At 43.7% G+C, this 23192-nt stretch carries 23 protein-coding genes; 2 read left to right on the forward strand and 21 right to left on the reverse strand.

Features of this window, described 5'->3' with window-relative positions; translation table 11 throughout:
• Positions 1-2: 2 nt before the first annotated feature.
• The 19 genes from KZ793_RS08825 to tsaE all read right to left on the reverse strand — a co-directional run bounded on the left by KZ793_RS08825 (position 3) and on the right by tsaE (position 19447).
• Complete coding sequence (locus tag KZ793_RS08825; RefSeq protein ID WP_225815001.1) at positions 3-806, reverse strand: dimethylarginine dimethylaminohydrolase family protein; 804 nt, start codon at positions 804-806, stop codon at positions 3-5.
• On the reverse strand, positions 803-1993 hold the full coding sequence (gene argG / locus KZ793_RS08830) for an argininosuccinate synthase (RefSeq protein ID WP_225815002.1): 1191 nt from the start codon (positions 1991-1993) through the stop codon (positions 803-805). The genes KZ793_RS08825 and argG overlap by 4 nt, the downstream gene beginning before the upstream one ends.
• Entirely contained in the window at positions 1983-3011 is a 1029-nt protein-coding gene (locus tag KZ793_RS08835; protein WP_225815003.1) for a PLP-dependent cysteine synthase family protein, read from the reverse strand. The genes argG and KZ793_RS08835 overlap by 11 nt, the downstream gene beginning before the upstream one ends.
• A 713-nt stretch (positions 3012-3724) precedes the next feature.
• Positions 3725-4177: a 50S ribosomal protein L9 gene (rplI, locus tag KZ793_RS08840; RefSeq protein ID WP_225815004.1), complete on the reverse strand. Its 453-nt coding sequence runs from the start codon at positions 4175-4177 to the stop codon at positions 3725-3727.
• 38 nt (positions 4178-4215) lie between these two features.
• Complete coding sequence (rpsR, locus tag KZ793_RS08845; protein ID WP_000135199.1) at positions 4216-4443, reverse strand: 30S ribosomal protein S18; 228 nt, start codon at positions 4441-4443, stop codon at positions 4216-4218.
• A 4-nt stretch (positions 4444-4447) separates the two neighbouring features.
• A complete protein-coding gene (priB, locus tag KZ793_RS08850) occupies positions 4448-4765 on the reverse strand; it encodes a primosomal replication protein N (protein ID WP_021322928.1) in 318 nt (105 codons plus the stop codon).
• 5 nt (positions 4766-4770) lie between these two features.
• Positions 4771-5166: a 30S ribosomal protein S6 gene (gene rpsF / locus KZ793_RS08855; RefSeq protein ID WP_036844111.1), complete on the reverse strand. Its 396-nt coding sequence runs from the start codon at positions 5164-5166 to the stop codon at positions 4771-4773.
• Positions 5167-5322: 156 nt separating this feature from the next.
• Entirely contained in the window at positions 5323-6060 is a 738-nt protein-coding gene (gene rlmB, locus KZ793_RS08860; RefSeq protein ID WP_118984720.1) for a 23S rRNA (guanosine(2251)-2'-O)-methyltransferase RlmB, read from the reverse strand.
• A 118-nt stretch (positions 6061-6178) separates the two neighbouring features.
• Positions 6179-8617 (reverse strand): ribonuclease R, encoded by a 2439-nt coding sequence (rnr, locus tag KZ793_RS08865; protein ID WP_225815070.1) that lies wholly within the window; start codon positions 8615-8617, stop codon positions 6179-6181.
• Positions 8618-8661: 44 nt separating this feature from the next.
• Positions 8662-9087, reverse strand: a complete 426-nt coding sequence (gene nsrR / locus KZ793_RS08870; RefSeq protein WP_118984637.1) for a nitric oxide-sensing transcriptional repressor NsrR — start codon at positions 9085-9087, stop codon at positions 8662-8664.
• 191 nt (positions 9088-9278) lie between these two features.
• Positions 9279-10577: an adenylosuccinate synthase gene (locus KZ793_RS08875; RefSeq protein ID WP_225815005.1), complete on the reverse strand. Its 1299-nt coding sequence runs from the start codon at positions 10575-10577 to the stop codon at positions 9279-9281.
• A gap of 148 nt (positions 10578-10725) precedes the next feature.
• The gene (hflC, locus tag KZ793_RS08880; RefSeq protein ID WP_225815006.1) at positions 10726-11736 is read right to left on the reverse strand and encodes a protease modulator HflC; all 1011 of its coding nucleotides are present in this window, start codon (positions 11734-11736) and stop codon (positions 10726-10728) included.
• Positions 11737-11738: 2 nt separating this feature from the next.
• Positions 11739-12944: an FtsH protease activity modulator HflK gene (gene hflK / locus KZ793_RS08885; protein WP_225815007.1), complete on the reverse strand. Its 1206-nt coding sequence runs from the start codon at positions 12942-12944 to the stop codon at positions 11739-11741.
• Between the two features lie 105 nt (positions 12945-13049).
• On the reverse strand, positions 13050-14330 hold the full coding sequence (hflX, locus tag KZ793_RS08890; RefSeq protein ID WP_225815008.1) for a ribosome rescue GTPase HflX: 1281 nt from the start codon (positions 14328-14330) through the stop codon (positions 13050-13052).
• Positions 14331-14426: 96 nt separating this feature from the next.
• The gene (gene hfq, locus KZ793_RS08895) at positions 14427-14735 is read right to left on the reverse strand and encodes an RNA chaperone Hfq (RefSeq protein WP_011148654.1); all 309 of its coding nucleotides are present in this window, start codon (positions 14733-14735) and stop codon (positions 14427-14429) included.
• Positions 14736-14845: 110 nt separating this feature from the next.
• A complete protein-coding gene (gene miaA, locus KZ793_RS08900; protein WP_225815009.1) occupies positions 14846-15787 on the reverse strand; it encodes a tRNA (adenosine(37)-N6)-dimethylallyltransferase MiaA in 942 nt (313 codons plus the stop codon).
• Complete coding sequence (mutL, locus tag KZ793_RS08905) at positions 15780-17675, reverse strand: DNA mismatch repair endonuclease MutL (RefSeq protein ID WP_225815010.1); 1896 nt, start codon at positions 17673-17675, stop codon at positions 15780-15782. The genes miaA and mutL overlap by 8 nt, the downstream gene beginning before the upstream one ends.
• 9 nt (positions 17676-17684) lie before the next feature.
• Positions 17685-18893: an N-acetylmuramoyl-L-alanine amidase AmiB gene (gene amiB, locus KZ793_RS08910; protein WP_397443591.1), complete on the reverse strand. Its 1209-nt coding sequence runs from the start codon at positions 18891-18893 to the stop codon at positions 17685-17687.
• 89 nt (positions 18894-18982) lie between these two features.
• The gene (gene tsaE / locus KZ793_RS08915) at positions 18983-19447 is read right to left on the reverse strand and encodes a tRNA (adenosine(37)-N6)-threonylcarbamoyltransferase complex ATPase subunit type 1 TsaE (RefSeq protein WP_225815011.1); all 465 of its coding nucleotides are present in this window, start codon (positions 19445-19447) and stop codon (positions 18983-18985) included.
• Positions 19448-19618: 171 nt separating this feature from the next.
• Between tsaE and queG the strand changes: the two genes are divergently transcribed.
• The gene (gene queG, locus KZ793_RS08920) at positions 19619-20776 is read left to right on the forward strand and encodes a tRNA epoxyqueuosine(34) reductase QueG (RefSeq protein ID WP_225815072.1); all 1158 of its coding nucleotides are present in this window, start codon (positions 19619-19621) and stop codon (positions 20774-20776) included.
• Between the two features lie 525 nt (positions 20777-21301).
• On the opposite strand, the gene KZ793_RS08925 is transcribed toward queG, so the two are convergent.
• A complete protein-coding gene (locus KZ793_RS08925) occupies positions 21302-21457 on the reverse strand; it encodes a hypothetical protein (protein ID WP_225815012.1) in 156 nt (51 codons plus the stop codon).
• Positions 21458-21644: 187 nt separating this feature from the next.
• On the opposite strand from KZ793_RS08925, the gene KZ793_RS08930 reads away from it, so the two are divergent.
• Positions 21645-22076 carry a flagellar protein FlhE gene (locus KZ793_RS08930; protein ID WP_225815013.1) on the forward strand — a complete coding sequence of 144 codons (432 nt, stop codon included), beginning with the start codon at positions 21645-21647 and terminating at the stop codon, positions 22074-22076.
• A 55-nt stretch (positions 22077-22131) separates the two neighbouring features.
• Here the strand turns inward: KZ793_RS08930 and KZ793_RS08935 are convergent, their stop codons facing one another.
• Positions 22132-23049 (reverse strand): LysR family transcriptional regulator, encoded by a 918-nt coding sequence (locus tag KZ793_RS08935; RefSeq protein ID WP_225815014.1) that lies wholly within the window; start codon positions 23047-23049, stop codon positions 22132-22134.
• Positions 23050-23192: the final 143 nt, after the last annotated feature.

Genomic DNA, 23192 nt, shown 5'->3' on the forward strand with positions numbered 1-23192 from the left:
AATTATTTAATTTTTAATACTAAGCAGCGCAGACTACCACCACTCTTTAAGAATTCACTCATATCGCATTTAATGACATTATAACCATAATTATTTAATTGACGTTCAACCTCTATAGAACAATCATGCATGAGAATATCTTTACCTATTGGGATATTATTACAGGAAAATAATTCCTTAGCATCATGTTCTGATATTGAGATCCGGCGTTCAAATGTTTCAACAATATAACTCTGGCTCTCTTTAGTAAATGCTTCTGGATAGTAAACAACCGTATCTTTGTCAATAAATGAGAATGCCAGAGCCACATGAAAGAAAGTCTTATCCTGAATATGCAGTTCACCTTTAATTTTAAGTTCTGGATAGATTTTCTGAATGGTATTTATTGCTTCTTTATCTGAGCGAGGGCCATAACCAAATATGATGTCATTATCCCAATAGATAACATCTCCAAGCCCTTCAAAATAGGTACCTTCATCAACACGATGTATCTCAAAACCTAGATTTTCCAGATAATCGATATAGTACTGGCTTTCCCCCTGGCGTTCAGCGTGCCGGAAATGACTAGCAAGGAATTTATTATTATACACCATGCCACAATCACCTGAGAAAGTCATATCAGGCAAACCATTAACCGGATCGATAGTGCGAATAGTGATGCCACGTTCAGTCAACCGTTCATGAAGAAAATCCCATTGCTGCTGTGCCAATTCTTTATTAACTCTATTATTAGGGTCCATCCAATCATTAATAACGTATTCAATATCATAAAAATCCGGTTTACACATTAATAATTCTTTAATCATAACTTTTGCCTCATCTTAGATTTAGCACTTTGCTTAGTATGGATATTAAATATTTTTGCAAATCCCTCTGCATCGTTTTGACTGTATAAATGCCCACAATTATATATTGCTAAATTATCATCATAGATAGTCGTCTTTGAAATACGGGAACAAACATTGGCATATTTATAGCCTAATTCAAGCTTAATCTCACCATTGACATGTTGATTCATGCTATCAATAAAGTGGTTTAAATGAGTTAATAAGGGATCATACCAAAGCCCAGAATAAACTAATTCAACCCATTTTTTATCAATTATCTCTTTAAACCAATTTTCGTGACGATTACTACAATAACATTCTAAATCACGATGTGCGGTAATTAAGATATGTGCAGCAGGTGATTGATAAATTGCGCGTGTTTTCAAACCGACAATGCCATCTTCAACAATATCAAAAATACCAATTGATAGTTTTTTACCAATCTCATTTAATATTTCAATAATTTCATATAATGATTTCTTTTCGCCGTCAATCGATATCGGTATACCATTCTCAAAACCTAATGACAAAAATATTGGCTCAGTGGCTGATAGTGCATGCTCAAATAATTTCTCTCTGGCATCTTCAGGAATTAATGTTTCCGGTTCTGCTAACGGGCCACATTCGACACTTAATCCCCATATATTTTCACTAGTAGAATAAGGGTTATTACAACCAAATTCTTGGGGAATACCATACTTCATAGCATAACTATTTACGATATTTTCGTCGTATTTAAAATCTCTCAACGAAGCAATAGGTATTTTATTCAGAATTTCTATATTCATATCCATTCTGACTTGATCATTACCTCTGAATTGATGGGCAATATAATCAATATTGAGCTCATTAGCTACTTCAACTGCTGCCTCAGCAATCGCAGGCCGGGAAAGTGCAGCACTGAGAAAATAACCATTTTGATAAATAGCATTCGCTTTTATCGCTTTTGTAAGGAAGTGTTCAGCATATTGCGTTCGATAATCTTTATAGATAAATTTATCAGCACCTGCAACCATGCATTCCAATTCAATATCTTCAATGTCTCTTACCTGCCCTTCATCAATATAAAGAGCAATTACCTCTCTATATTCAGATTTAAGACTTCTTATGATAAGAGGATTATAGAGGCGATTATAGTAAATCACCAAAACACGATCAGAACTCATTTAATACGCACCCCATGTTTGTAATAATTTCTTCTAGTTGAGGTTCTGTTTTACTTTCCTCAACTAATTCTGAGAAATTATTTTCAAATAACCAAGTATCATTATAAATCGTGTCGATATAACGTTCTCCACTATCAGGAATAATGACAACAATATTATCTCCAGGTTTAAAATCATCTAGGTGATTTAATGCTGCGCTTACCGCACAACCTCCCGTACCACCAATTAAAATACCTTCATTTCTGGCTAACTTTCTTGCTACTCGGAACGCATCAATATCCGCAACCTTCAAGGTAATATCGATGTTGGTACGATCCAGAATAGAAGGTATAAACGTCAATCCCGCTCCTTGTACCAGATATTTTCCTGGTTCCCCACCGAAAATAATTGACCCCACAGGTTCAACACCATAAATTCGCACCTGTGGATTTTTCTCTTTCAAATAATGGGAAATCCCAGTAAGTGTTCCACAACTGCCTACCGTCGCAAAACAAGCCGTCAAATTATTGCCAAAGATTTCATACAACTCACGCCCCGTGGAACGATAATGCTCATCAGGATTAACCTGATTTTCAAATTGCATAGGGCTAAACGCATTCGGATAAGCTTTTATAATCTCTTTAGTTAAATCAATGCGATATTTGACAGTATCCGTTCCCGCTTCAAATTCTGGCAGGAAAATAATTTCCGCACCAAATGCTTTTATTTTATCGCGTTTCGCTGCCGGCACCATGCGATCCAAAACTGCAATAAATCGATAACCTTTAACAGCACACGCCATTGCCAGACCAATTGCCGTATTACCCGATGATGGCTCAATCACCACCATTCCCGGTCTTAATTCTCCCTGAGCCTCAGCCGTTTCCAACATAGCAACTGCAATACGATCTTTAATACTCCCACTGGGGTTAATATTCTCCATTTTGAGAAAAACATTAATACCTTTAGTATATCTACCATTCAACATAACTACTGGAGTATTACCTATAGTTTGTAATATGTTTTTACCAAGATTCATACCAGCTTTATCCCTTATGTCTGGGTTAATATGAAGAATATATAATGATGACAAGGTATTTTTATTAACAAACAAATAAATAAATCAATTCAACATATAATATACCTATTAATTTATCAATGAAACCATTCACTTTATTAATAACTATGGAGAATAAACTCATGCCTATTAACAATAAGCGCATTCATTTGTGTTTTCACACAAGGGTTAATTAACAAAAATTATAATTATAAAATTACACTTAAAAGTCTACTGTCAACTCTGACAGTTATGTCAATAAAATCCCATATAAATTTTTGATATTATTATTTAATAATAATGATATATATTGACATTATTAAATATTCTTATATGAAATCATATAAAATAAATTATCATTATAAAGAAAAATAACCGTGACTATATAAAAAACACGAATCCGATTATTTATAGATAATAATCTAATAATGAATAATATTTTCAATATAAAAAACGCAAAATCAATAACAATAAAAACCAACCAAAAAACAATATTACAGAAGAATAGACAAGAGAAACCACAATTCTATAAACGACAAATAAGGTAGTAAATATAAAATAAATCAGGTTAATGCTCAGTTGCAGGGAATTACCGGCAAAAACCTTATAGACGACCAAGAGAATAGTAAGTTGAGGCAATAAAAAACGCCGGCATTGCCAGCGTTTTTTACTTGTTAGCATCAGTTAATCAGAGATTAAGCTTCAGCAACAATGTTAACGTTCAATTTAGCGAATACGTCGCTGTGTACCTGGAAGTTAACTTCGTGTTCACCAGTAGTACGCAGAACACCGTTAGGAAGACGAACTTCACTTTTAGATACTTCAACACCTGCGGCAGTCACTGCATCAGCAATATCGCGAGTACCGATAGAACCGAACAGTTTACCTTCGTCACCCGCTTTAGAAGCGATAGTAACGGAACCCAGTCCGCTGATTTTCTCAGCACGAGCTTGCGCTGCTGTCAGAACGTCAGCCAGTTTGGCTTCCAGTTCAGCGCGGCGAGCTTCGAAGAATTCGATGTTTTTCTTAGTCGCAGGAACAGCTTTGCCCTGTGGTACTAAGTAGTTACGGGCATAACCCGGTTTAACGTTAACTTGATCACCCAGGCTACCCAGGTTTGCTACTTTATCAAGCAGAATAATTTGCATTACCTTATCCTCTCAGAGTCGTTAATGGACTGTGCCGATTACTGATGACGATCAGTGTAAGGCAACAAAGACAGGTAGCGCGCGCGCTTGATAGCACGAGCGAGCTGACGCTGGTATTTTGCACGGGTGCCAGTAATACGGCTTGGTACAATTTTACCGCTCTCGGTGATGTAGTTTTTCAGCGTAGCGATGTCTTTATAATCAATCTCTTGAACGCCTTCCGCGGTGAAACGGCAGAACTTGCGACGACGGAAATAACGTGCCATTTGGCTAGTCTCCAGAATCTATCAATTCAATCTGCTCGGCATGAAGAACCAGTTTGTTAAGACCATTGCGACCTTGATGGCAACTAATGAATCCTGAAACGGTTAATCGACTGCCGACCGTTATACTGTGAGTTAAAACTTGTAACAATTGTCCGCTGGCAATAACGGGCATTCTGCACCATGCTTGCCTGCTCAGACCGGCTTCCTGCTGCTGTGAGCGATGCTCAAGCACGAACTGGCAATGAGGAATGCCGGCAGGACTGACTTTTCGAATGGGGGCTTTGCACACTGTGCCAGAAAGCACCAAACGATTAGTTGTCACAGTTATTACTCTTCAGAATCCCCAGCTTCTTCAGCATCAACGCCGGCGTCTTCCATAGAGTAATCGCGGCTGCGACGCTCATCTTTGGCTTTAACCATTGGAGATGCTTCAGTTACCGCGTGCTTAACGCGCATAATCATGCTGCGGATAACGGCATCGTTGAAGCGGAAGTTAGTTTCCAGCTCATCAATCGCTTCCTGCGGCGCTTCAACGTTCAACAGAACGTAATGAGCTTTGTGCAGTTTGTTAATTGGATAAGCCAGTTGACGGCGGCCCCAGTCTTCCAGACGGTGAATTTGACCTTGCGCGTTAGTGATAGTCGCACTGTAACGCTCGATCATGCCCGGAACCTGTTCGCTTTGGTCAGGATGGACCATAAAAACGATTTCGTAATGACGCATTAGAATTGCTCCTTACGGATTATTCAGCCTCCTGTCAGGGTCAACCGCGGCCCGTGGAGGCAAGGAACTTGTTTAAGTGCGGCTGAAAAATTGACGCGTAACTATACCCGCCTCACATAAAAAACTCAAGGAGCGGGTAACGCTTTATGTTATGGGTTACTGTGAACTCCGCTGACGCACTGCTTCAAACAGGCAAATACCCGTTGCAACAGACACGTTCAGGGATGAAACCGAACCCGCCATTGGAATACTAATCAATTCATCACAGTGTTCACGGGTCAGACGACGCATACCTTCCCCTTCAGCCCCCATCACCAGCGCCATAGGGCCGGTTAGTTTGCTCTGATGTAGCGTATGGTCGGCCTCTCCTGCTGTACCCACCACCCAAATATTGTGTTCCTGCAACAAACGCAAAGTACGCGCGAGGTTGGTGACACGAACAAGCGGTACATTCTCCGCGGCTCCACATGCAACTTTCTTCGCAGTGGCATTAAGCTGGGCGGAACGGTCACGGGGCACAATAACAGCATGTACACCTGCTGCATCCGCACTGCGCAGGCAAGCTCCCAGATTATGTGGATCTGTCACACCATCAAGCACTAGCAAGAAAGGGATTTCCATTTGTGCCAGCAAATCTGGCAAGTCATTTTCCTGATACTGACGCCCTGGCTTCACCTTAGCAATAATCCCCTGATGCACCGCACCTTCCGTTTGATTATCCAGCCACTGACGATTTGCCAGTTGGATCGCCATGCCGAAACTTTCCAGCTCATTAATCAGCGGTGTCAGACGGCGGTCTTCGCGCCCTTTCAGTACATAAACTTCCATAAAACGTTGAGGATCACGCTCCAGTAAAGCTTTAACGGCATGAATACCGTAGATAATTTCACTCATAATCTTCTTATTTTCACTGTCATACAGCACTGACGTACCTGAACCTATCCATCAGGCTCAATGTATTCAAGAGACTAAAATATTCAGGCTATCCTAAAGAAACAGGATAGCCCTTTGATTATTTATCTGCGCTTTTCTTAGCCCGTTTGGCTTTGAATTTAGCAGCAATTTTTTGTGTCTTGGCTGAAAGGCTCTTACCCTTTTTCTTATCTCCTTTAGGCTTATCCACAGATTTCTTTTTACGGAAAGCGCCATCGGGCTCAAAGTTAGCCTCTTTGCTATGGCTACGCCCTTTCTTACTGTTACTACGGCCAGGTGCTGCTTTTTTCGCCCTGTCACGAGCTGTCTTACCCACGTTTCGGGCTTCCCGGCTAACGGAGAGCAGTTTAAAATCAATGTTACGCTCATCCATATGGACAGCTTCCACACGAATTTCAACTTCATCCCCTAACCGGAACGTTTTACCAGAGTATTCACCAACTAAACGCTGACCAACATTATCGAAATGATAATAATCATTATTCAGTGTGGAAACATGTACCAGACCGTCAATAAACAGATCATTTAGGCGAACAAAGAAGCCAAAACCGGTCACACTGGTGATAATGCCGGTAAAGGTATTGCCCACCTGATCCTGCATAAAGTCACACTTAAGCCAATCAGCGACGTCTCTCGTCGCTTCATCTGCGCGGCGCTCTGTCATAGAGCAGTGTTGGCCCAGTTGCAACATCTGCTCCATATCACTGTGCCATCCCCCAGTCGGTGTCCCACATTGTTCAACAATGCCTTGCTGTTTCGCCAGCAGATATTTAATCGCCCGATGCAGCACCAGATCCGGGTAACGACGGATAGGTGAGGTAAAGTGCGCATAAGAATTCAAAGAAAGACCGAAATGACCACGGTTTTCCGGATCATAAATTGCCTGTTTCATTGAACGCAGCAACATGGTTTGCAATAACTCATGATCCGGACGTTCAGCCACTTGATGCATCAGTTGCGCATAATCCTTTGGTGTTGGTTGCATACCACCTGGCAGAGTTAACCCCAATTCGCCGAAAACAGAGCGCAGATTAACAATACTCTCTTCTCTTGGCCGATCATGAATGCGGTAAAGCACCGGCTCGCTGTTTTTTTCCACGAAACGCGCAGCAGCAATGTTCGCCAGGATCATGCACTCTTCAATCAGTTTATGGGCATCATTGCGAGCAACTGGCTCAATTCGCTCAATACGGCGTTCAGCGTTAAAAATAAACTTAGCCTCCTCTGACTCAAAGGAGATGGCACCCCGCTGCTCGCGGGCATTTTCTAACGCCTGATAAAGCCCATGTAAATGCTCAATATGCTGAACCAGTGGCTTGTAGTGCTCACGCAGCTCCTCATCACCCTGCAACATACGCCATACTTTGGTATATGTCAGGCGTGCGTGAGAATTCATTACTGCTTCGTAAAATTTATAGGATGACAATTTTCCCTGCTCTGAAACCGTCATCTCACACACCATACAAAGGCGGTCAACCTGCGGATTCAGAGAACAGAGACCATTGGAAAGCACTTCAGGTAACATGGGAATAACCTGAGAAGGAAAGTAAACTGAGTTACTCCGGTTACGTGCTTCTGTATCCAATGCCGTTTGTGGGCGGACATAGTAACTGACATCAGCAATAGCAACCCATAAACGCCAGCCGCCGCTTCGCTTTCTTTCACAATAAACGGCATCATCAAAGTCACGGGCATCTTCACCATCGATTGTCACCAATGGCAAATCACGCAGATCAACGCGGCCTTCTTTCGCGGAGTCCGGCACCTGCTCATTCAGGATAGCCACTTGGCTTTCCACCTGTGGTGGCCAACTGTGCGGAATTTCATGAGTACGTAGGGCAATTTCCACTGCCATGTTCGTTCCCATCTTTTCACCCAGTACTTCAACTATTTTACCGACAGCTTTTGTACGGCGCGCTGGACGTGTAGTCAACTCAACGACAACAACGTTCCCCATGCGGGCACCACTATTTTCATCTTTCGGGATCAGAATATCAAAGCTCAAGCGACTATCATCCGGCACAACAAAACCCATACCGGAGTCAATAAAATAGCGGCCAACAATCTGGCTGGTCTTGGGTTCCAACACACGGACAATACGCGCTTCACTACGCCCTTTGCGATCTGAAAGCAATGGCTGTGCCAGCACAACATCACCATGAATAGCCATTTTTAACTGCTCGGCAGAGAGATAAAAATCATCTTTGTGGCCTTCTACCCGCAGAAAACCGTAACCATCTCTGTGGCCAATGACGGTACCTTTCAATAAATCCAGTTTTTCCGGCAAGGCGTAACATTGACGGCGCGTGAAAACCAGTTGACCATCACGTTCCATAGCCCGTAAACGACGACGTAACGCTTCAAGCTCCTCATCGTTAGCCAGATTCAGCTCTCGTGCCAGTTCCTGGCGACTTACCGGTACAGTGCGTTTAGAAATAATGTCTAAGATATATTCGCGACTTGGAATAGGAGATTCGTATTTTTCTGCTTCGCGTCCCAAAAAAGGATCTTGTGACATGGCGGTTCCTCCGTTGTCATCAGTAGGCTGTTTGCGCCATTTCTTCATTCGGTCAGAAGCAGCTTATAAAGGGGGATATTATCTTCAATCATATCAGCTAAAGTATGCTTATCCAGTTCATTCAAAAATGTTTCTATTGCCTGATTTAATACCACTTTCAGGCGACATGCAGAGGTAATATGGCAAGATTCCTGACTACAATTAACCAATGATAAGGGTTCGAGAGCACGAACGACATCACCAATTCTAATATCCTTTGCAGGCTTACCCAGACGAATGCCACCGTTTTTGCCACGAACAGCATCCACTAATCCTAAGTGGCTTAACTGGTTAATAATTTTCACCATGTGATTACGAGAAACACCATAAACACGAGTGACTTCAGAAATACTGGTCATCCGATTTTGCGGTAAAGCAGCCATATAAATTAGCGCGCGCAAGCCATAATCTGTAAAACTCGTTAACTGCACATCAACCTCTGGATAATGAGATATAAGCTAATATATCCGAGAACAAATTAAAAAAATAAGTATTTGTTCAAATTATATACTTTAAATTGGTCGAAATCATGTTAATCATCTGGTAGTTACGCAAAAAAGACCATAATAAATAGCAAAAAACCGGGCTGAAAAGCCCGGCTTTACCTGATTATGTGACACAATCAAGCATCAAACGGATCACGCAGAATCATAGTTTCTGAACGATCCGGGCCTGTAGAAATAATATCAACCGGAACACCGGTCAGCTCTTCTACACGTTTGATATAGTTCAATGCTGCCTGAGGCAATTTGCTATGCTCTTTCACACCGAAAGTGCTTTCATTCCAGCCAGGCATGGTGTCATAAACAGGTTCAATACCTTCCCAGTCATCCGCTGCCAGAGGTGTCGTTTCAATCACACTGCCATCAGGCATACGGTAACCAATACAGATTTTTACTTCTTTCAAGCCATCCAGTACGTCCAGTTTGGTCATACAGAAACCTGACAGTGAGTTGATCTGTACTGCACGACGGATAGCAATGATATCCAGCCAACCAGTACGGCGGCTACGCCCCGTAGTCGCGCCAAACTCTTGGCCTTTTTCTCGCAAGTAACTGCCAGTTTCATCAAACAGTTCAGTTGGGAATGGACCAGCACCGACACGAGTAGAGTAAGCCTTGATGATCCCCAAGACATAATCAACATAGCGTGGACCTAAACCGGAACCTGTTGCAACGCCACCAGCCGTGGTGTTGGAAGAGGTCACGTATGGATAGGTACCGTGGTCAATATCCAACAGCGTGCCTTGTGCGCCTTCGAACATAACCAGCTCACCTTTCTGAGTTGCTTTATACAACAGGTCAGAAACGTCAACAACCATACCCGTCAGAATATCGGCAACAGCCATGATTTCGTCCAGAGTTTTCTGGTAATCAACCGCCGGCTCTTGGTAATAATTTACCAGTTGGAAGTTATGATATTCGATAATTTCTTTCAGCTTGGCCGCAAATACTTCTTTATCAAACAAATCACCAACGCGCAGACCACGACGTGCAACTTTGTCTTCATACGCAGGGCCGATACCGCGGCCGGTTGTACCAATTGCTTTTGCGCCACGCGCTTTCTCGCGGGCATTATCTAATGCAACATGGTATGGAAGAATAAGTGGACAGGCTTCTGAAATGAGCAGACGCTCGCGAACAGGAATACCACGGGATTCTAATGCGTTCATCTCTTTCATCAGCGCATCAGGCGCTAATACGACGCCATTTGCAATAATACTGATAACATTTTCACGCAGGATCCCTGATGGGATTAAGTGGAGAACGGTTTTTTCACCGTTGATAACCAGTGTATGACCAGCATTATGGCCCCCTTGATAACGAACAACATACTTAGCTCGTTCAGTCAGCAAGTCGACGATCTTGCCCTTGCCCTCGTCACCCCATTGGGTGCCCAATACGACAACGTTCTTACCCATTTCAAAATTCACTCGGTTGCTTAAAAATGGATTCTAACATCTCATCCCACACCTTTCAGTAATTTTTATCACATCCGTTATTTTTGTTGACCACCAGACATGACAAGGCCCGCCTGACGCGGGCCTTACTTAGATATTCAAAAATCTATCAATGCTGAACTGCACGTTTTTCAGGTGCTTTCATATAACGGAAGAAATCAGTATCGGGGCTTAACACCAGAACATCTTTCCCGTCTTTACTAAAGCTCTTTTCGTAAGCACGTAAGCTACGGATAAAGGCATAGAAGTCAGGATCTTTGCTGAATGCATCAGCAAACAGTTTAGCGGCTTCTGCATCACCGGAACCACGCAAAGTACGGGCTTCACGTTCCGCTCTTGCCAATGTTTCAGTCACTTGTTTATCCGATGTTGCGCGCAATTTCTCTGCTTCTTCCTGACCCTGAGAACGGTGACGACGGGCTACCGCTTCACGCTCTGCACGCATACGCTGGAAAATAGCCTCTGAAACTTCCAATGGCAGGTTAATCTGTTTGATACGCACATCAACAACCTCAATCCCTAGAGCAGCCATACTGTTCGGGTTAATAGCCTGTTGTTTACCCGCAGTTTCTTTCGCTACACGAGCTGCCGCTGATGCAATAGCGTCATCTGCTTCACTGGTAGCCACTGCTTCGCCGTCAGTTGTACCCTTGTTCAGCGCGTCACGAACATCGGTAGTCAATTTACCACGGGAATCGGTCACAATGCCGCGAACATCCAGACGACCAATTTCAGAACGCAAACGGTCACTGAATTTACGTTTCAGCAGAACTTCAGCCTGAGAAATATCACCACTACCAGTAGCCAAATAATAACGGCTGAAATCGATAATGCGCCATTTCAGGTAAGAATCGACAATCAGGTCTTTGTTTTCACTGGTCAGGAAACGGTCCGCCTGAATATCCATAGTCTGGATACGGGCATCAAGTGTTTTTACTGTTTCAATGAATGGCACTTTAAAGTGCAAACCCGGTGCATAAACGATCGGTTTATTTTCCGCGTCACGGACAACCTTACTGAAACGCAGAACAATACCGCGCTGTCCTTCATGCACAACAAACACTGAGGTATACAAAGCCACCAGTACAGCGACAATAATAACGATGAATGACTTACGCATGATTATTGTCTCCCTACTCTGACAGTATCGTTACGCAGATTATCTGTCCGGTTTGAACTTAAAGGTGCTGTCGGGCGAGTAATGCGCGAGCTGGAAACAGTTGTATTACCAAGCTGACTTTCCACGGCCGTTTTACCACTGGCTGCATCGCTACGGAACATTTGCTCTAATGGCAGAACCATCAGATTATTACTGTTCTCATTAGCAATAACTTTACGGGTATTACTCAGTACTTTTTCCATAGTTTCAATATACAGACGTTCACGGGTAATTTCCGGTGCTGCTTTATATTCAGGCAGCATCTTGGCAAAACTCGCCACTTCACCCTGCGCTTCCAGTACCACACGCGCTTTATAAGCCTTAGCATCTTCGATTAATCGTTGAGCCTGACCATTTGCACGAGGCTGAACTTCATTAGCGTAAGCTTCCGCCTCACGAATGTACTGCTGCTCATTTTCACGGGCAGCAATCGCATCATCAAATGAAGCTTTCACTTCTTCCGGTGGACGGGCAGTCTGGAAGTTGACATCCAGCAGCGTAATACCCATTTTGTATGGACGAATAGTTTCTTCCAGTACCCGCTGGGTATCACTACGTACAATGGTACGACCTTCAGTCAAAATTTTATCCATAGTGTATTTGCCGATAACACCACGAACTGCGCTGTCTGTTGCCTGACGCAGGCTGTTATCAGGGCTTGTTACGCTATACAGGTAAGCAGCTGGATTAGTCACACGGTACTGAACGTTCATTTCCACGCGAACAACGTTTTCATCGGAAGTCAACATCACACCGGATGCCGCCAGTTCACGAACAGATTCCACGTTGACCGGAACAACTTCATCAATGAACGTTGGTTTCCAGTTCAAACCTGGCTGCACGATATGGCTCAATTTACCCAAACGGGTAACAACACCACGTTCTGTTTCTTTAATCGTATAGAAACCACTGGCGGCCCAGATCACGACGACCGCGACAACAGCAAGGCTAACAATCCGCCCGCCAAATTTTGCCCCCTGATCAGAGCCATTACCGCCCTTGTTCCCACCGAAACCCCCGAGTTTACTGCTCAGCTTACGGAACAGATCGTCGAGATCAGATGCCCCACGGTTTCGACCACTTTTGTTCCCGCCGGAATTGCCGCTTTTATTGCTGCTTCCCCACGGGTCGCGGTCTTGTCCGTTGTTCCCGGGCTGATTCCACGCCATGTTTTAGCTCCATTCTTTTATGATTGGTTTTTCAGGCCAAGAGCCTCTTATAAACAAGCCGACTCTCAATCACATAAGTTTTCTGATATTCACCTGACAGGCACATCAGACAACATAATCAAACAAATCTTGTTCTTGTTTGCATAGACGGCGCCAGTCAACAATCGGCATTCTCACTTCGATACCAACTTTACCGTCCTCTTCTATCCACTCTTTCTCTATTGCTTGCAATTGATAGAAGCGGCTGCGTAAACGGCCTGCTTCCGGCGGTAAACGCAATTCGTAGTGCGCAATTTCACCTGAAAGACGCTCCGTTAACGCTTGTAACAATAACGGGATACCTTCACCGGTTTGCGCAGACAACCAAACTCTAACCGGTAAGTTATCTTCGTTGCGATCAATACGCGGCGTGAAGCTGTCCAGCATATCAATCTTATTCATCACCAACAGCACCGGAATTTGATGCGCTTCAATTTCTTCCAGTACGCTGTCAACAGCAGCAATATTTTCGTCGATGCGGCTATCCGCAGCATCAACAATATGCAGCAACAATGTTGCTTGCCGGGTTTCTTGCAATGTCGCTTTAAATGCCGCCACCAGATCATGAGGCAGATGACGGATAAAACCAACCGTATCAGCCAGTACCACCGTACCAACATCATTAATTGCAATCCGTCGCAACGTTGGGTCCAGCGTAGCAAACAATTGATCAGCCGCATAAACCTCAGCAGCCGTCATACAGTTAAACAAACTCGATTTACCGGCATTGGTATATCCCACCAATGAAACCGTCGGTATATCCGCTTTATTTCGCGCTTGACGCCCCTGTTCACGCTGTTTCTCAACCCGACTCAGACGACTCAGGATCTGACGGATTTTATCTCGTAATAAACGCCGGTCCGTCTCAAGCTGCGTTTCCCCCGGCCCTCTCAAACCAATCCCACCTTTCTGACGTTCAAGGTGAGTCCATCCCCGGACAAGACGGGTAGAAAGATGACGTAACTGCGCCAACTCTACCTGTAACTTCCCTTCGTGAGTCCGCGCCCGTTGGGCAAAAATATCCAGAATCACGCCGGTGCGGTCGATAACTCGACACTGACAGAGCCGCTCAAGATTGCGTTCCTGTGCAGGACTGAGTGCATGATTAAACAACACAACATCAGCACCACTAGCCTGTACCGCCTCAGCAATCTCTTCCGCCTTACCTTCTCCAACAAAATATTTCGGATGAGGGGCTTTCCTGCTCCCCGTGACAATTTGCACAGGAATTACACCAGCAGAAATTACCAGTGATTCAAACTCACTGAGATTATCTGTGTCTTTATCCTGCGAGAAAAAAACGTGCACCACAACGGCTTGTTCGCCGCCTTCATAACGTTCAAACAAAGGTGCGACCTCTCAGGCTGAGTAAAAAACTACAGGAAAAAACATAGGTAAAACCCCCTACCTATGTTTTTCTTCATTCTATTACTGCTCTCAAACTTATTCAGTGCCATCACTTTCCTGTTGTGCTGCCGGAGCAGAAACGCCACCAGAATGATAATTACCTACACTCGCCCCTACACTCGTATTGCTACTGTGATGAGAAACTGGGCGGGAAGGTACAACAGTAGAGATGGCATGTTTATAAACCATCTGGCTAACTGTATTTTTCAGTAAAATGACAAACTGGTCAAAAGATTCAATCTGACCCTGCAATTTGATGCCGTTGACCAAATAAATAGAAACCGGGACCCTTTCACGCCGCAATGCGTTCAGGAACGGATCTTGCAAAGATTGCCCCTTAGCCATTCTATATTTTCCTTATTTTGTTGTTTTTAACTAAGAACCTAAAGGTTCGAAAAAATGAACTACTCAAAAATTGCGCTTTGGTACTCATCAATTGTACACAATCAATAAACCTATGCACTAACAACCTGCATAACTGTGCTTAAAGCTTGCTCTGGTTGAGAACTATCCAACCAATGAACCGGCTTCCAACCTCTGAGCCAAGTTATCTGACGCTTTGCCAACTGGCGCGTCGCACAAATACCGCGATAAATCATTTCATCGTAGTCAATTTCGCCAGAAAGATAAGACCACATCTGACGATAACCAACACAACGAATAGAAGGTAAATCCACATGCAAATCATGACGAGCATAAAGTGCTTTAACTTCCTCTTCAAACCCTGATTCAAGCATTTGATGAAAACGCGCTTCAATGCGTTGATGAAGGAGCTCACGTTTTGCCGGTGCAATAGCAAATTGATGAACACGATAAGGCAGCGATTCTCCTGACAATTTAGTCAGTTCAGTGCGAGTTTTACCTGAAATAAGAAAAATTTCCAGTGCCCGAGAAAGTCTCTGTGGATCATTAGGATGAATTCTTAACGCCGCCACGGGATCAATCTTCTGTAGTTGCTGATGCAATGCATCCCATCCTTGCTCTGCCGCCTGTTGTTCTATTTGTGCCCGAATAACCGGATTAGCAGAAGGTAAAGGCGACAAACCTTCAAGTAACGCCTTGAAATAGAGCATCGTTCCCCCCACCAGCAGAGGAATACGGCCAGAAGCGGTAATTTCTGCCATTTCCTTCAATGCATCGTGACAAAAATCAGCAGCAGAATAAGGTTGGGAAGGGTCCAGAATATTGATTAAACGATGAGGTGCCAACGCTTGCTCTTCGGTTGTTGGTTTGGCGGTACCAATATCCATTCCACGATAAATTAGCGCAGAATCAACGCTGATCAGTTCCACAGGAAGATGCTGGCGTAAAGCGATAGATAAAGCTGTTTTGCCTGAGGCCGTCGGACCCATAACAAAAATTGCCGTTGGTAGATATTGAGTTTTCTGATCACTCATGAGTAAAAGATGCCACCACTGCTTGTAAATCAATTAATTGTAATAACCCATCTGGTGGAGATTTTACCAGTTGTGGGCAAAGACGCTCAACATCAGCTAATAACTGTACCGCCTGAGCAACGTTCCACGTCTCATGCTCACTGCCGATATGACGAGCAAGCCAAGTTACAACCTGTTCTGCCGATATTGATGACTGTTGAGCCAAATAACCTAGCAACCCAGGAATTAATTTAGGCAGATTTTGTTGACGTAATGGTAACGATACCGCACATAGTGTCGCTTTTCCATGAGATACAGATACGTCAATACCAAAAGAGCCCAATAAGTCACTATAACGATTTAAAGCATCAGCTTCCTCTTTACTAAGAGCTAGTGTCAGCGGTATCAATAATGGCTGTGATTTCAGCCCTTGCTCTGTTGGTGTTAACTGTGCTTGTCTTAACCAACGTTCAGCTACCGGCAAAGATAACAACCCAATTCCCAATGGAGATTCAATCAGAGCGTAGCATGGCGAATATATACTCAATACTTTACCAAAACTATGACTGTTATTTTTAACCTGAACAGGAGCAGAAGTGATCTTTTCTGCCATAACCGGAGCGGTTCTTGCTGGAAACAGCTCTCTTTTTTCTTCAGGTTCAGACTGCATCAGTTTCTGATATACCTCACCCTGACGTTTCTGATAATGGTCTCCATGGTATTGGCGATTTTCACCACCGCGAGGGGGCCCCATATTCCCTTTACTTGACAAAACCTCTTTTGATGATGATGTTGCCACAGATGTAGCATTGTTTTGCCGGGAAAAATGATTTCCCCCTGCTGATGGACGGTTTTCCGGCTCCCATGCTGGCGCGGGTTCACAACAAGCCATATCCAGTTCGGCATCGCTTCCGCGCTGTTTTAATACGGCTGTTACACCCTGATAAATAAAATCATGTACCAAACGGGCTTGATGGAAACGAACTTCATGCTTCGCAGGATGCACATTCACATCCACTTGATGTGGATCAACCTCCAGATATAAAACATAAGCAGGCTGTTGCTCTCCTCGGAGCAAATCTTGATAAGCCTGACGGATAGCATGATTAATTAAGCGATCACGCATCATACGTCCGTTTACATAACAATATTGAATATCTCCACTCGCCTCAGCATTCATCGGGTCAACAACCCATCCTTTAATCGATAAATCGTCGTGCCGCCAGGAAAGAGAAAGTGCCCGTTGCATAAAAGCAGTACCACAAATGGCAGCCAACCGCCGCTCATTCTGTGATTCATCTTTTGCAGGCCGGTATTGGCGCATCAACTTACCGTTATGATGTAAATTGATCAGTACATCCAGACGCGCCAGTGCAATACGTCTGACAACTTCATCAATATGACCAAATTCCGTTTTTTCTGTTCGCAGAAATTTGCGCCGCGCGGGGGTGTTATAAAACAGGTCCAGTACTTCGACAGTACTGCCTACCGGATGTGCCGCCGGCTTCACTGTCACCGCCATATCCCGCCCTTCCGCGTAGGCTTGCCAAGCTTCATGCTGTTCTTCAGTACGAGAAGTCAATGTCAGACGCGAAACTGAGCTGATACTAGCTAGCGCCTCCCCACGGAATCCCATACTGATAATGGCTTCCAAATCATCAAGGGTAGCAATCTTACTGGTAGCATGACGCGCCAACGCTAGCGCAAGATCCTGATGGTTGATGCCACAGCCATTATCACGTACACGAATAAGTTTTACTCCACCGCGCTCAATTTCAATATCAATACGGCTAGCGCCAGCATCAAGGCTATTCTCCACCAACTCTTTTACTACTGATGCAGGGCGTTCTACGACTTCGCCAGCCGCAATTTGGTTTGCTAATTGAGGAGGTAGGATCTTAATAGCCATATTCAACCTTTACTTCTTGGCTGTTTTAGGTTCAGCCTGTAATGGATTCGCTAGAAAATAGTTACGCAATCCTCGATGGATAGCCCTTGCCAGCTTATCCTGAAAATCATTGGAACCAAGTAATGCTTCTTCAGCTGAGTTACTGATGAATCCTGTCTCCACCAAAATTGAAGGGATATCCGGTGAGCGTAACACACCTAAGCTGGCATGCTCTGGTGAGCGTTTATGTAGTAAACCAACTTTGCGCAACTCACTTAAAACCTGTACTGCAACGTTATAGCCCACCCGCTGGGAGTGGCCGAATTGCAGATCCAACACCGCCTGACTTAGATAAGGATCCGCACCATTTGCCAAAGCATTACCCGCACCACCCAGTAACTCAGATTGTTTCTCATGCTGCTCAAGCCAATTACCCAATTCACTGTTTGCACGCTTGTTTGACAGCACCCAGACAGAAGCACCACGCGCACTGCGATTAGGAGCGGCATCCGCATGAATAGAAATCAGCATATTTGCGCTATGTTTACGCGCAACCTCAGAACGACCAGCAACAGAAATAAAATAGTCTCCGTTACGGGTTAGAACAGGTTTGAACATAGGGTCATTGCGTAACAATGCTTCAAGTTTGCGCGCTACACTGATAGTCACATTCTTCTCTTTCAATCCACGTTGCCCAATCGCACCGGGGTCTTGACCACCATGTCCTGCATCAATAGCGACAACTACCCGCTGACCGCCCTTAGAAGTTGCTTGCAAAGCAGCCTGTTTTGTCGTCTGCAATTTGCTGTTAGTAAGTGATAGCTTACTTGTAGCGGCTTGTGAACTCTCTCTAAAAACAGACTTGCCAGTAGATACCCCAGAAACTCGTAGGGTAAAAATAACCCGATATTCACTATCCGACCGCTGCACTATAGAGTTGACTTTAACTTTATTATTTAGTTCAAATACAATGCGTTTTTTTTGTCGATCAGGCGCCTGGCTGGAACGGATTTTCCCCACTAAATCCTGCCCCGGTAGATTCATGGGTAAGCCAATAATTGTTTCTGGCTGATGGATATCTACCACTAAACGCTCTGGCGAACGCAATGGGAAAAAACTGTAATTAGGGCGACCACCTGAAAAAACCATCGTCACTTTAGATTCATTTATGCTGTTACTGACGTGAATATTGGATAAAGTCGCAGCGGTTGCGGTTGTTACCACTAAACTGCTCATCATAATAAACAACCAGCACATTATCATAAAACTGATTTGCCATTTCTTTATCATTTTTGCGACTAAAAGACGCGTCATGGTCGGGTGATTCCTTATAAATATTTCAAATTATCTAACAGGCTCTCACCATATTTAGACAAAGCAATAAAATGTGCCTGTCTCCCTTCGGATTGGTAACTCAAATGTAATTCAATATCTGCATCCGGTAATATGCCCTCTCCTTGCTGAGGCCATTCCACCAGACAAATGGCATCCTGATGGAAATAATCACGTATTCCCATAAATTCCAACTCTTCCGGATCTGCCAATCGGTAAAGATCAAAATGGTAAACCGATCTTGGTGTTAAAGCATAAGGCTCAACCAAAGTATAAGTTGGGCTTTTCACATGCCCTTTATGACCTAAGGATTGCAAGAAACCACGGCTGAATGTCGTCTTACCCGCACCTAAATCACCATATAAATAAATTACACTGCCATGATTACAGGCAGCAGCAACCGCGCTTCCAAGGGAAACCGTCGCTTCTTCATCTTGAAGTGATAAAACAAGTTCTTTCATCGAATAATATCTGCTGTTTTATTAATTCGTCAGCTAAAACGATAACCCTAACACACTTCTATTATCAACATTTAACATCTTCTGCTCAGTCTCATTATCAAACCCACTATTTTCGGGCTGAAACAAATTATGCTACACTGCAACGCCTTGCAGTATAAACCGATTTCCACCATGACAACGCCTCTCGATCTTAATCTTCTGGTCACCAACATCAAACAATGGGGCCTCTCTCTTGGTTTTCAACAAGTTGGCATTTGTGATACTGATTTATCAGTAGAAGAGCCAAAACTTCAGGAATGGCTGGATAAACAGTATCACGGGGAGATGGCATGGATGAAACGCCACGGCATGATGCGTGCTCGCCCGGATGAACTTTTCCCAGGGACATTGAGAGTTATTAGTGTAAGAATGAATTACCTCCCTGCTAAAGCTTCTTTTGCCAGCACGCTAAACGACGCTGAACTCGGTTATATCAGCCGTTATGCCCTGGGAAGAGATTATCACAAACTGCTGCGCCAACGTCTTAAAAAACTCGGGGAGCAAATCCAAAATTATTGCCATGACTTCGAATATCAGGGAGTCCTTAATTTTCGACCTTTTGTTGATTCAGCACCCATAATGGAACGTCCACTCGCCGCTAAGGCCGGATTAGGCTGGGTCGGTAAACACTCACTTATCCTTAATAGAGAAGCTGGTTCATGGTTTTTCCTCGGTGAGTTGCTGATTAACCTTCCCCTACCTATAGATCCTCCACAAGAAGAGCAATGTGGACGCTGTGTCGCCTGCATGACAACCTGCCCAACCGATGCAATTATCGCCCCTTATACCATTGATGCCCGCCGTTGTATTTCCTACCTCACAATTGAATTGGAAGGCATTATTCCTGAGGAATTTCGTCCACTGATAGGAAACCGTATTTACGGTTGTGATGATTGCCAGATTATCTGTCCTTGGAACCGCTTTTCCCAATTGACAGATGAAGATGATTTCAGCCCCCGTGCAACATTACATACACCAAAGCTATTAGATTTATTCAATTGGAGTGAAGAAAAATTCTTACGGATAACGGAAGGTTCTGCAATTCGCCGCATCGGCTATTTACGCTGGCTACGCAATATCACTGTTGCATTAGGAAACGCACCCTATCAGTACGATATCATTCTGGCTTTGCAACAGAGATTAGGATTAAACACCATGCTAAATGAACATATCCATTGGGCTATTGAACAGCAAATCATTCGCCGCAAAACGAATACTGTTAGTGTACAAACACCACAACAGAAACGACTTATTAGAGCAATAACCAAGGGCTTGCCCAGAGATGCTTAATTATTAGCCATCTTTATAACGTATAAAAAGATTCAGATAATTTTCCTGTGAATAAAATAAAAACCCCTTGTTGATCAATGCTCAAAAAAAGCGCAAGTGATCAATGTGATATTTCTTAACAAAGGATCATTCCGAAAAACTATCAACAAGTTACAAAATAAATACTCATTTTGTAACATTCAAAGTCAGAAAAATTCAAACGCAACAGCCTGTGGATAAGTCTGTGTGATAATTTTAAAGTATCGTACTTATTTGCCGGGAAACCAACTTCCGGACTGTGGATAAAAAATAGAAATCTGTACTACGAGGATATAACCCAAAAATCAAATCAAAGTAAGTGAGCACAACCATTGAGGAAGAAACTTGGAGCAGGAAGTAAATCCTTTGAATATCAGCTAATTCATTGATTCAACAGAGATTTTTCCCATACCTCATTGACGAAAGGAGTGCATTATGTACTACCTCAAAAAGTTTGGCAAGCAGAAGTTAAAAAAATATTTTGCAATTATAAGGATAATACTTTCTTCACCCCCTATAAATACCACCCGCAGAACTGAGTACAATCGGAATATAAGGCTGGCTACCAATGTCGAAAAAGATAAAGAATCTACAACCAAACAATACCCCTTTAGGCATAAACATCACACAACATCGATGAAGCCAGCGCACAGATTCAGACATTCAGCCAAGGCCCTCGCTTGATCCACTGTTATTGCAGTGAGATTCTTTTTATTTGATCAAGGAAGATTTGAACAACCATAGGAATCAATAAGCAAGTAATTTTCATGTGCACCAATCATATTGGATTTCGCACAGCTATTGCATGCAGATAACAGTAAGATAACTAACTAGCAATGAGGATTGAAGAATGAAAAGATTTACCAAAATTGCAGTAGGTTTTCTCGCGTTAACCACGGCTCAGATCTCCTTTGCTGCCACCAGCAATTGGTCACAAACAAGCCTTGCCCCAAATGTTTATGCTGCCGGCTTCACCAACTCAAATTTCTTTACCACTCCCTCTTCGGTACCAACAAGGTCAACTATCACGACAGTTTCCTGGAATATCGGTTTATATAACAATGGTGCGACAACTCAAACTTTCAACGTTTGTTATACTCCTCGATATTCATCCACTCCATCACAATGTTTGGACGTCTCCGGTACCTTAAATGGCGTTACAAATGCCTTTAGCGGCCAGGATGCCAAAGGTTCCTTTAGAATTAGTGGGATTCTGACCGGAGGCACTTACCCCGTTTACCCGTCCCATTACAATATGATCAGAGTCGACTATCAGTATTGAGCAACCCGACCTGAAGCCTCATGGCTTCGGGTCACGGACAAGAAAATAGCGCTGTTCATTCACTGACCAGCTCCCTAGAAACCTGGGAAATAGCCGAACTCCCCATGCGGAATTTTTTAGCCGTCAATGCGATAAATGCTCTAGTGGCTGGTGACGATTGGCGTTCATCAAACACAGCTAATCCGACATGTCGTTTCACCTTTGGATTCAGCACTTTCTTAACATAATGAACTTCACGAGTCCGCGGCAGAGATGATTCAGCAACAATCGTTACCGCATCCCCACGCTCAACCGCAGCCAAAGTACTTAACAATTGAGACGTCCGATAACGAATATTAGGTTGCAACCTTGCCGATAAAAAAAGCCTGGAAACCAGTTCAGCCGATCCAGCTTCTGTCAACGCGAATGGTCCAACACACAGATCCTTCAACGTCACCGTATCCTGCAACACCAAAGGATGATCTACCGGCAACAAAGCCACCATTTGGTCTTCAAGAATCGGATAAGTGTCGAATTGGTCTTCCGGCAGGGTCACAAATCCCACATCCACTCGCCTATCCATAAGCCATTGCACAACCTGCCTGTCTGGTCCCTCATCAACATGGACCTCAATGCCGGGGTAAAGCCTACGATAATCGGCCAGTACCGTTGGCAACAGCCACAAGGATGAAGTCGGGCCAAATGATCCGATTCGCAGAGTACCTCGTTTCATCCCTCGTGCATCCGCTGCTTCTTGCCGCATAGTTTCAGCCAGACCAAGAATGGCCTGGGCTTTTTGTAGCAGGCTTTCTCCTATATCTGTCAGTTCGACAACTCCCTGATGCCGATGCAGTAGCTCTACGCCAAGCTCCTGTTCAAGGACTCTGATAGCATGGGAAACCCCAGACTGAGAGATCTTGAGCTGGGCAGCAGCTAAGGTAAAGCCCTTCCGTTCAGCAACAACAGCAAAAATTTCGAGCTGGGTTAAAGTCATTATCTCCCCCTTGAGTAATCACTCATTTCCGCATGATCATACATCTGAATAAGTATATGCAATGCGGATATAAAACAATAGGCGAGGCATGCTCGCCGAGCGCTCAACCGAGTTTCCAAACCATAATTAATTAAAAAAGGGGA

The sequence above is a fragment of the Photorhabdus antumapuensis genome (genome assembly GCF_020387775.1).
GTDB lineage: Bacteria > Pseudomonadota > Gammaproteobacteria > Enterobacterales > Enterobacteriaceae > Photorhabdus > Photorhabdus antumapuensis.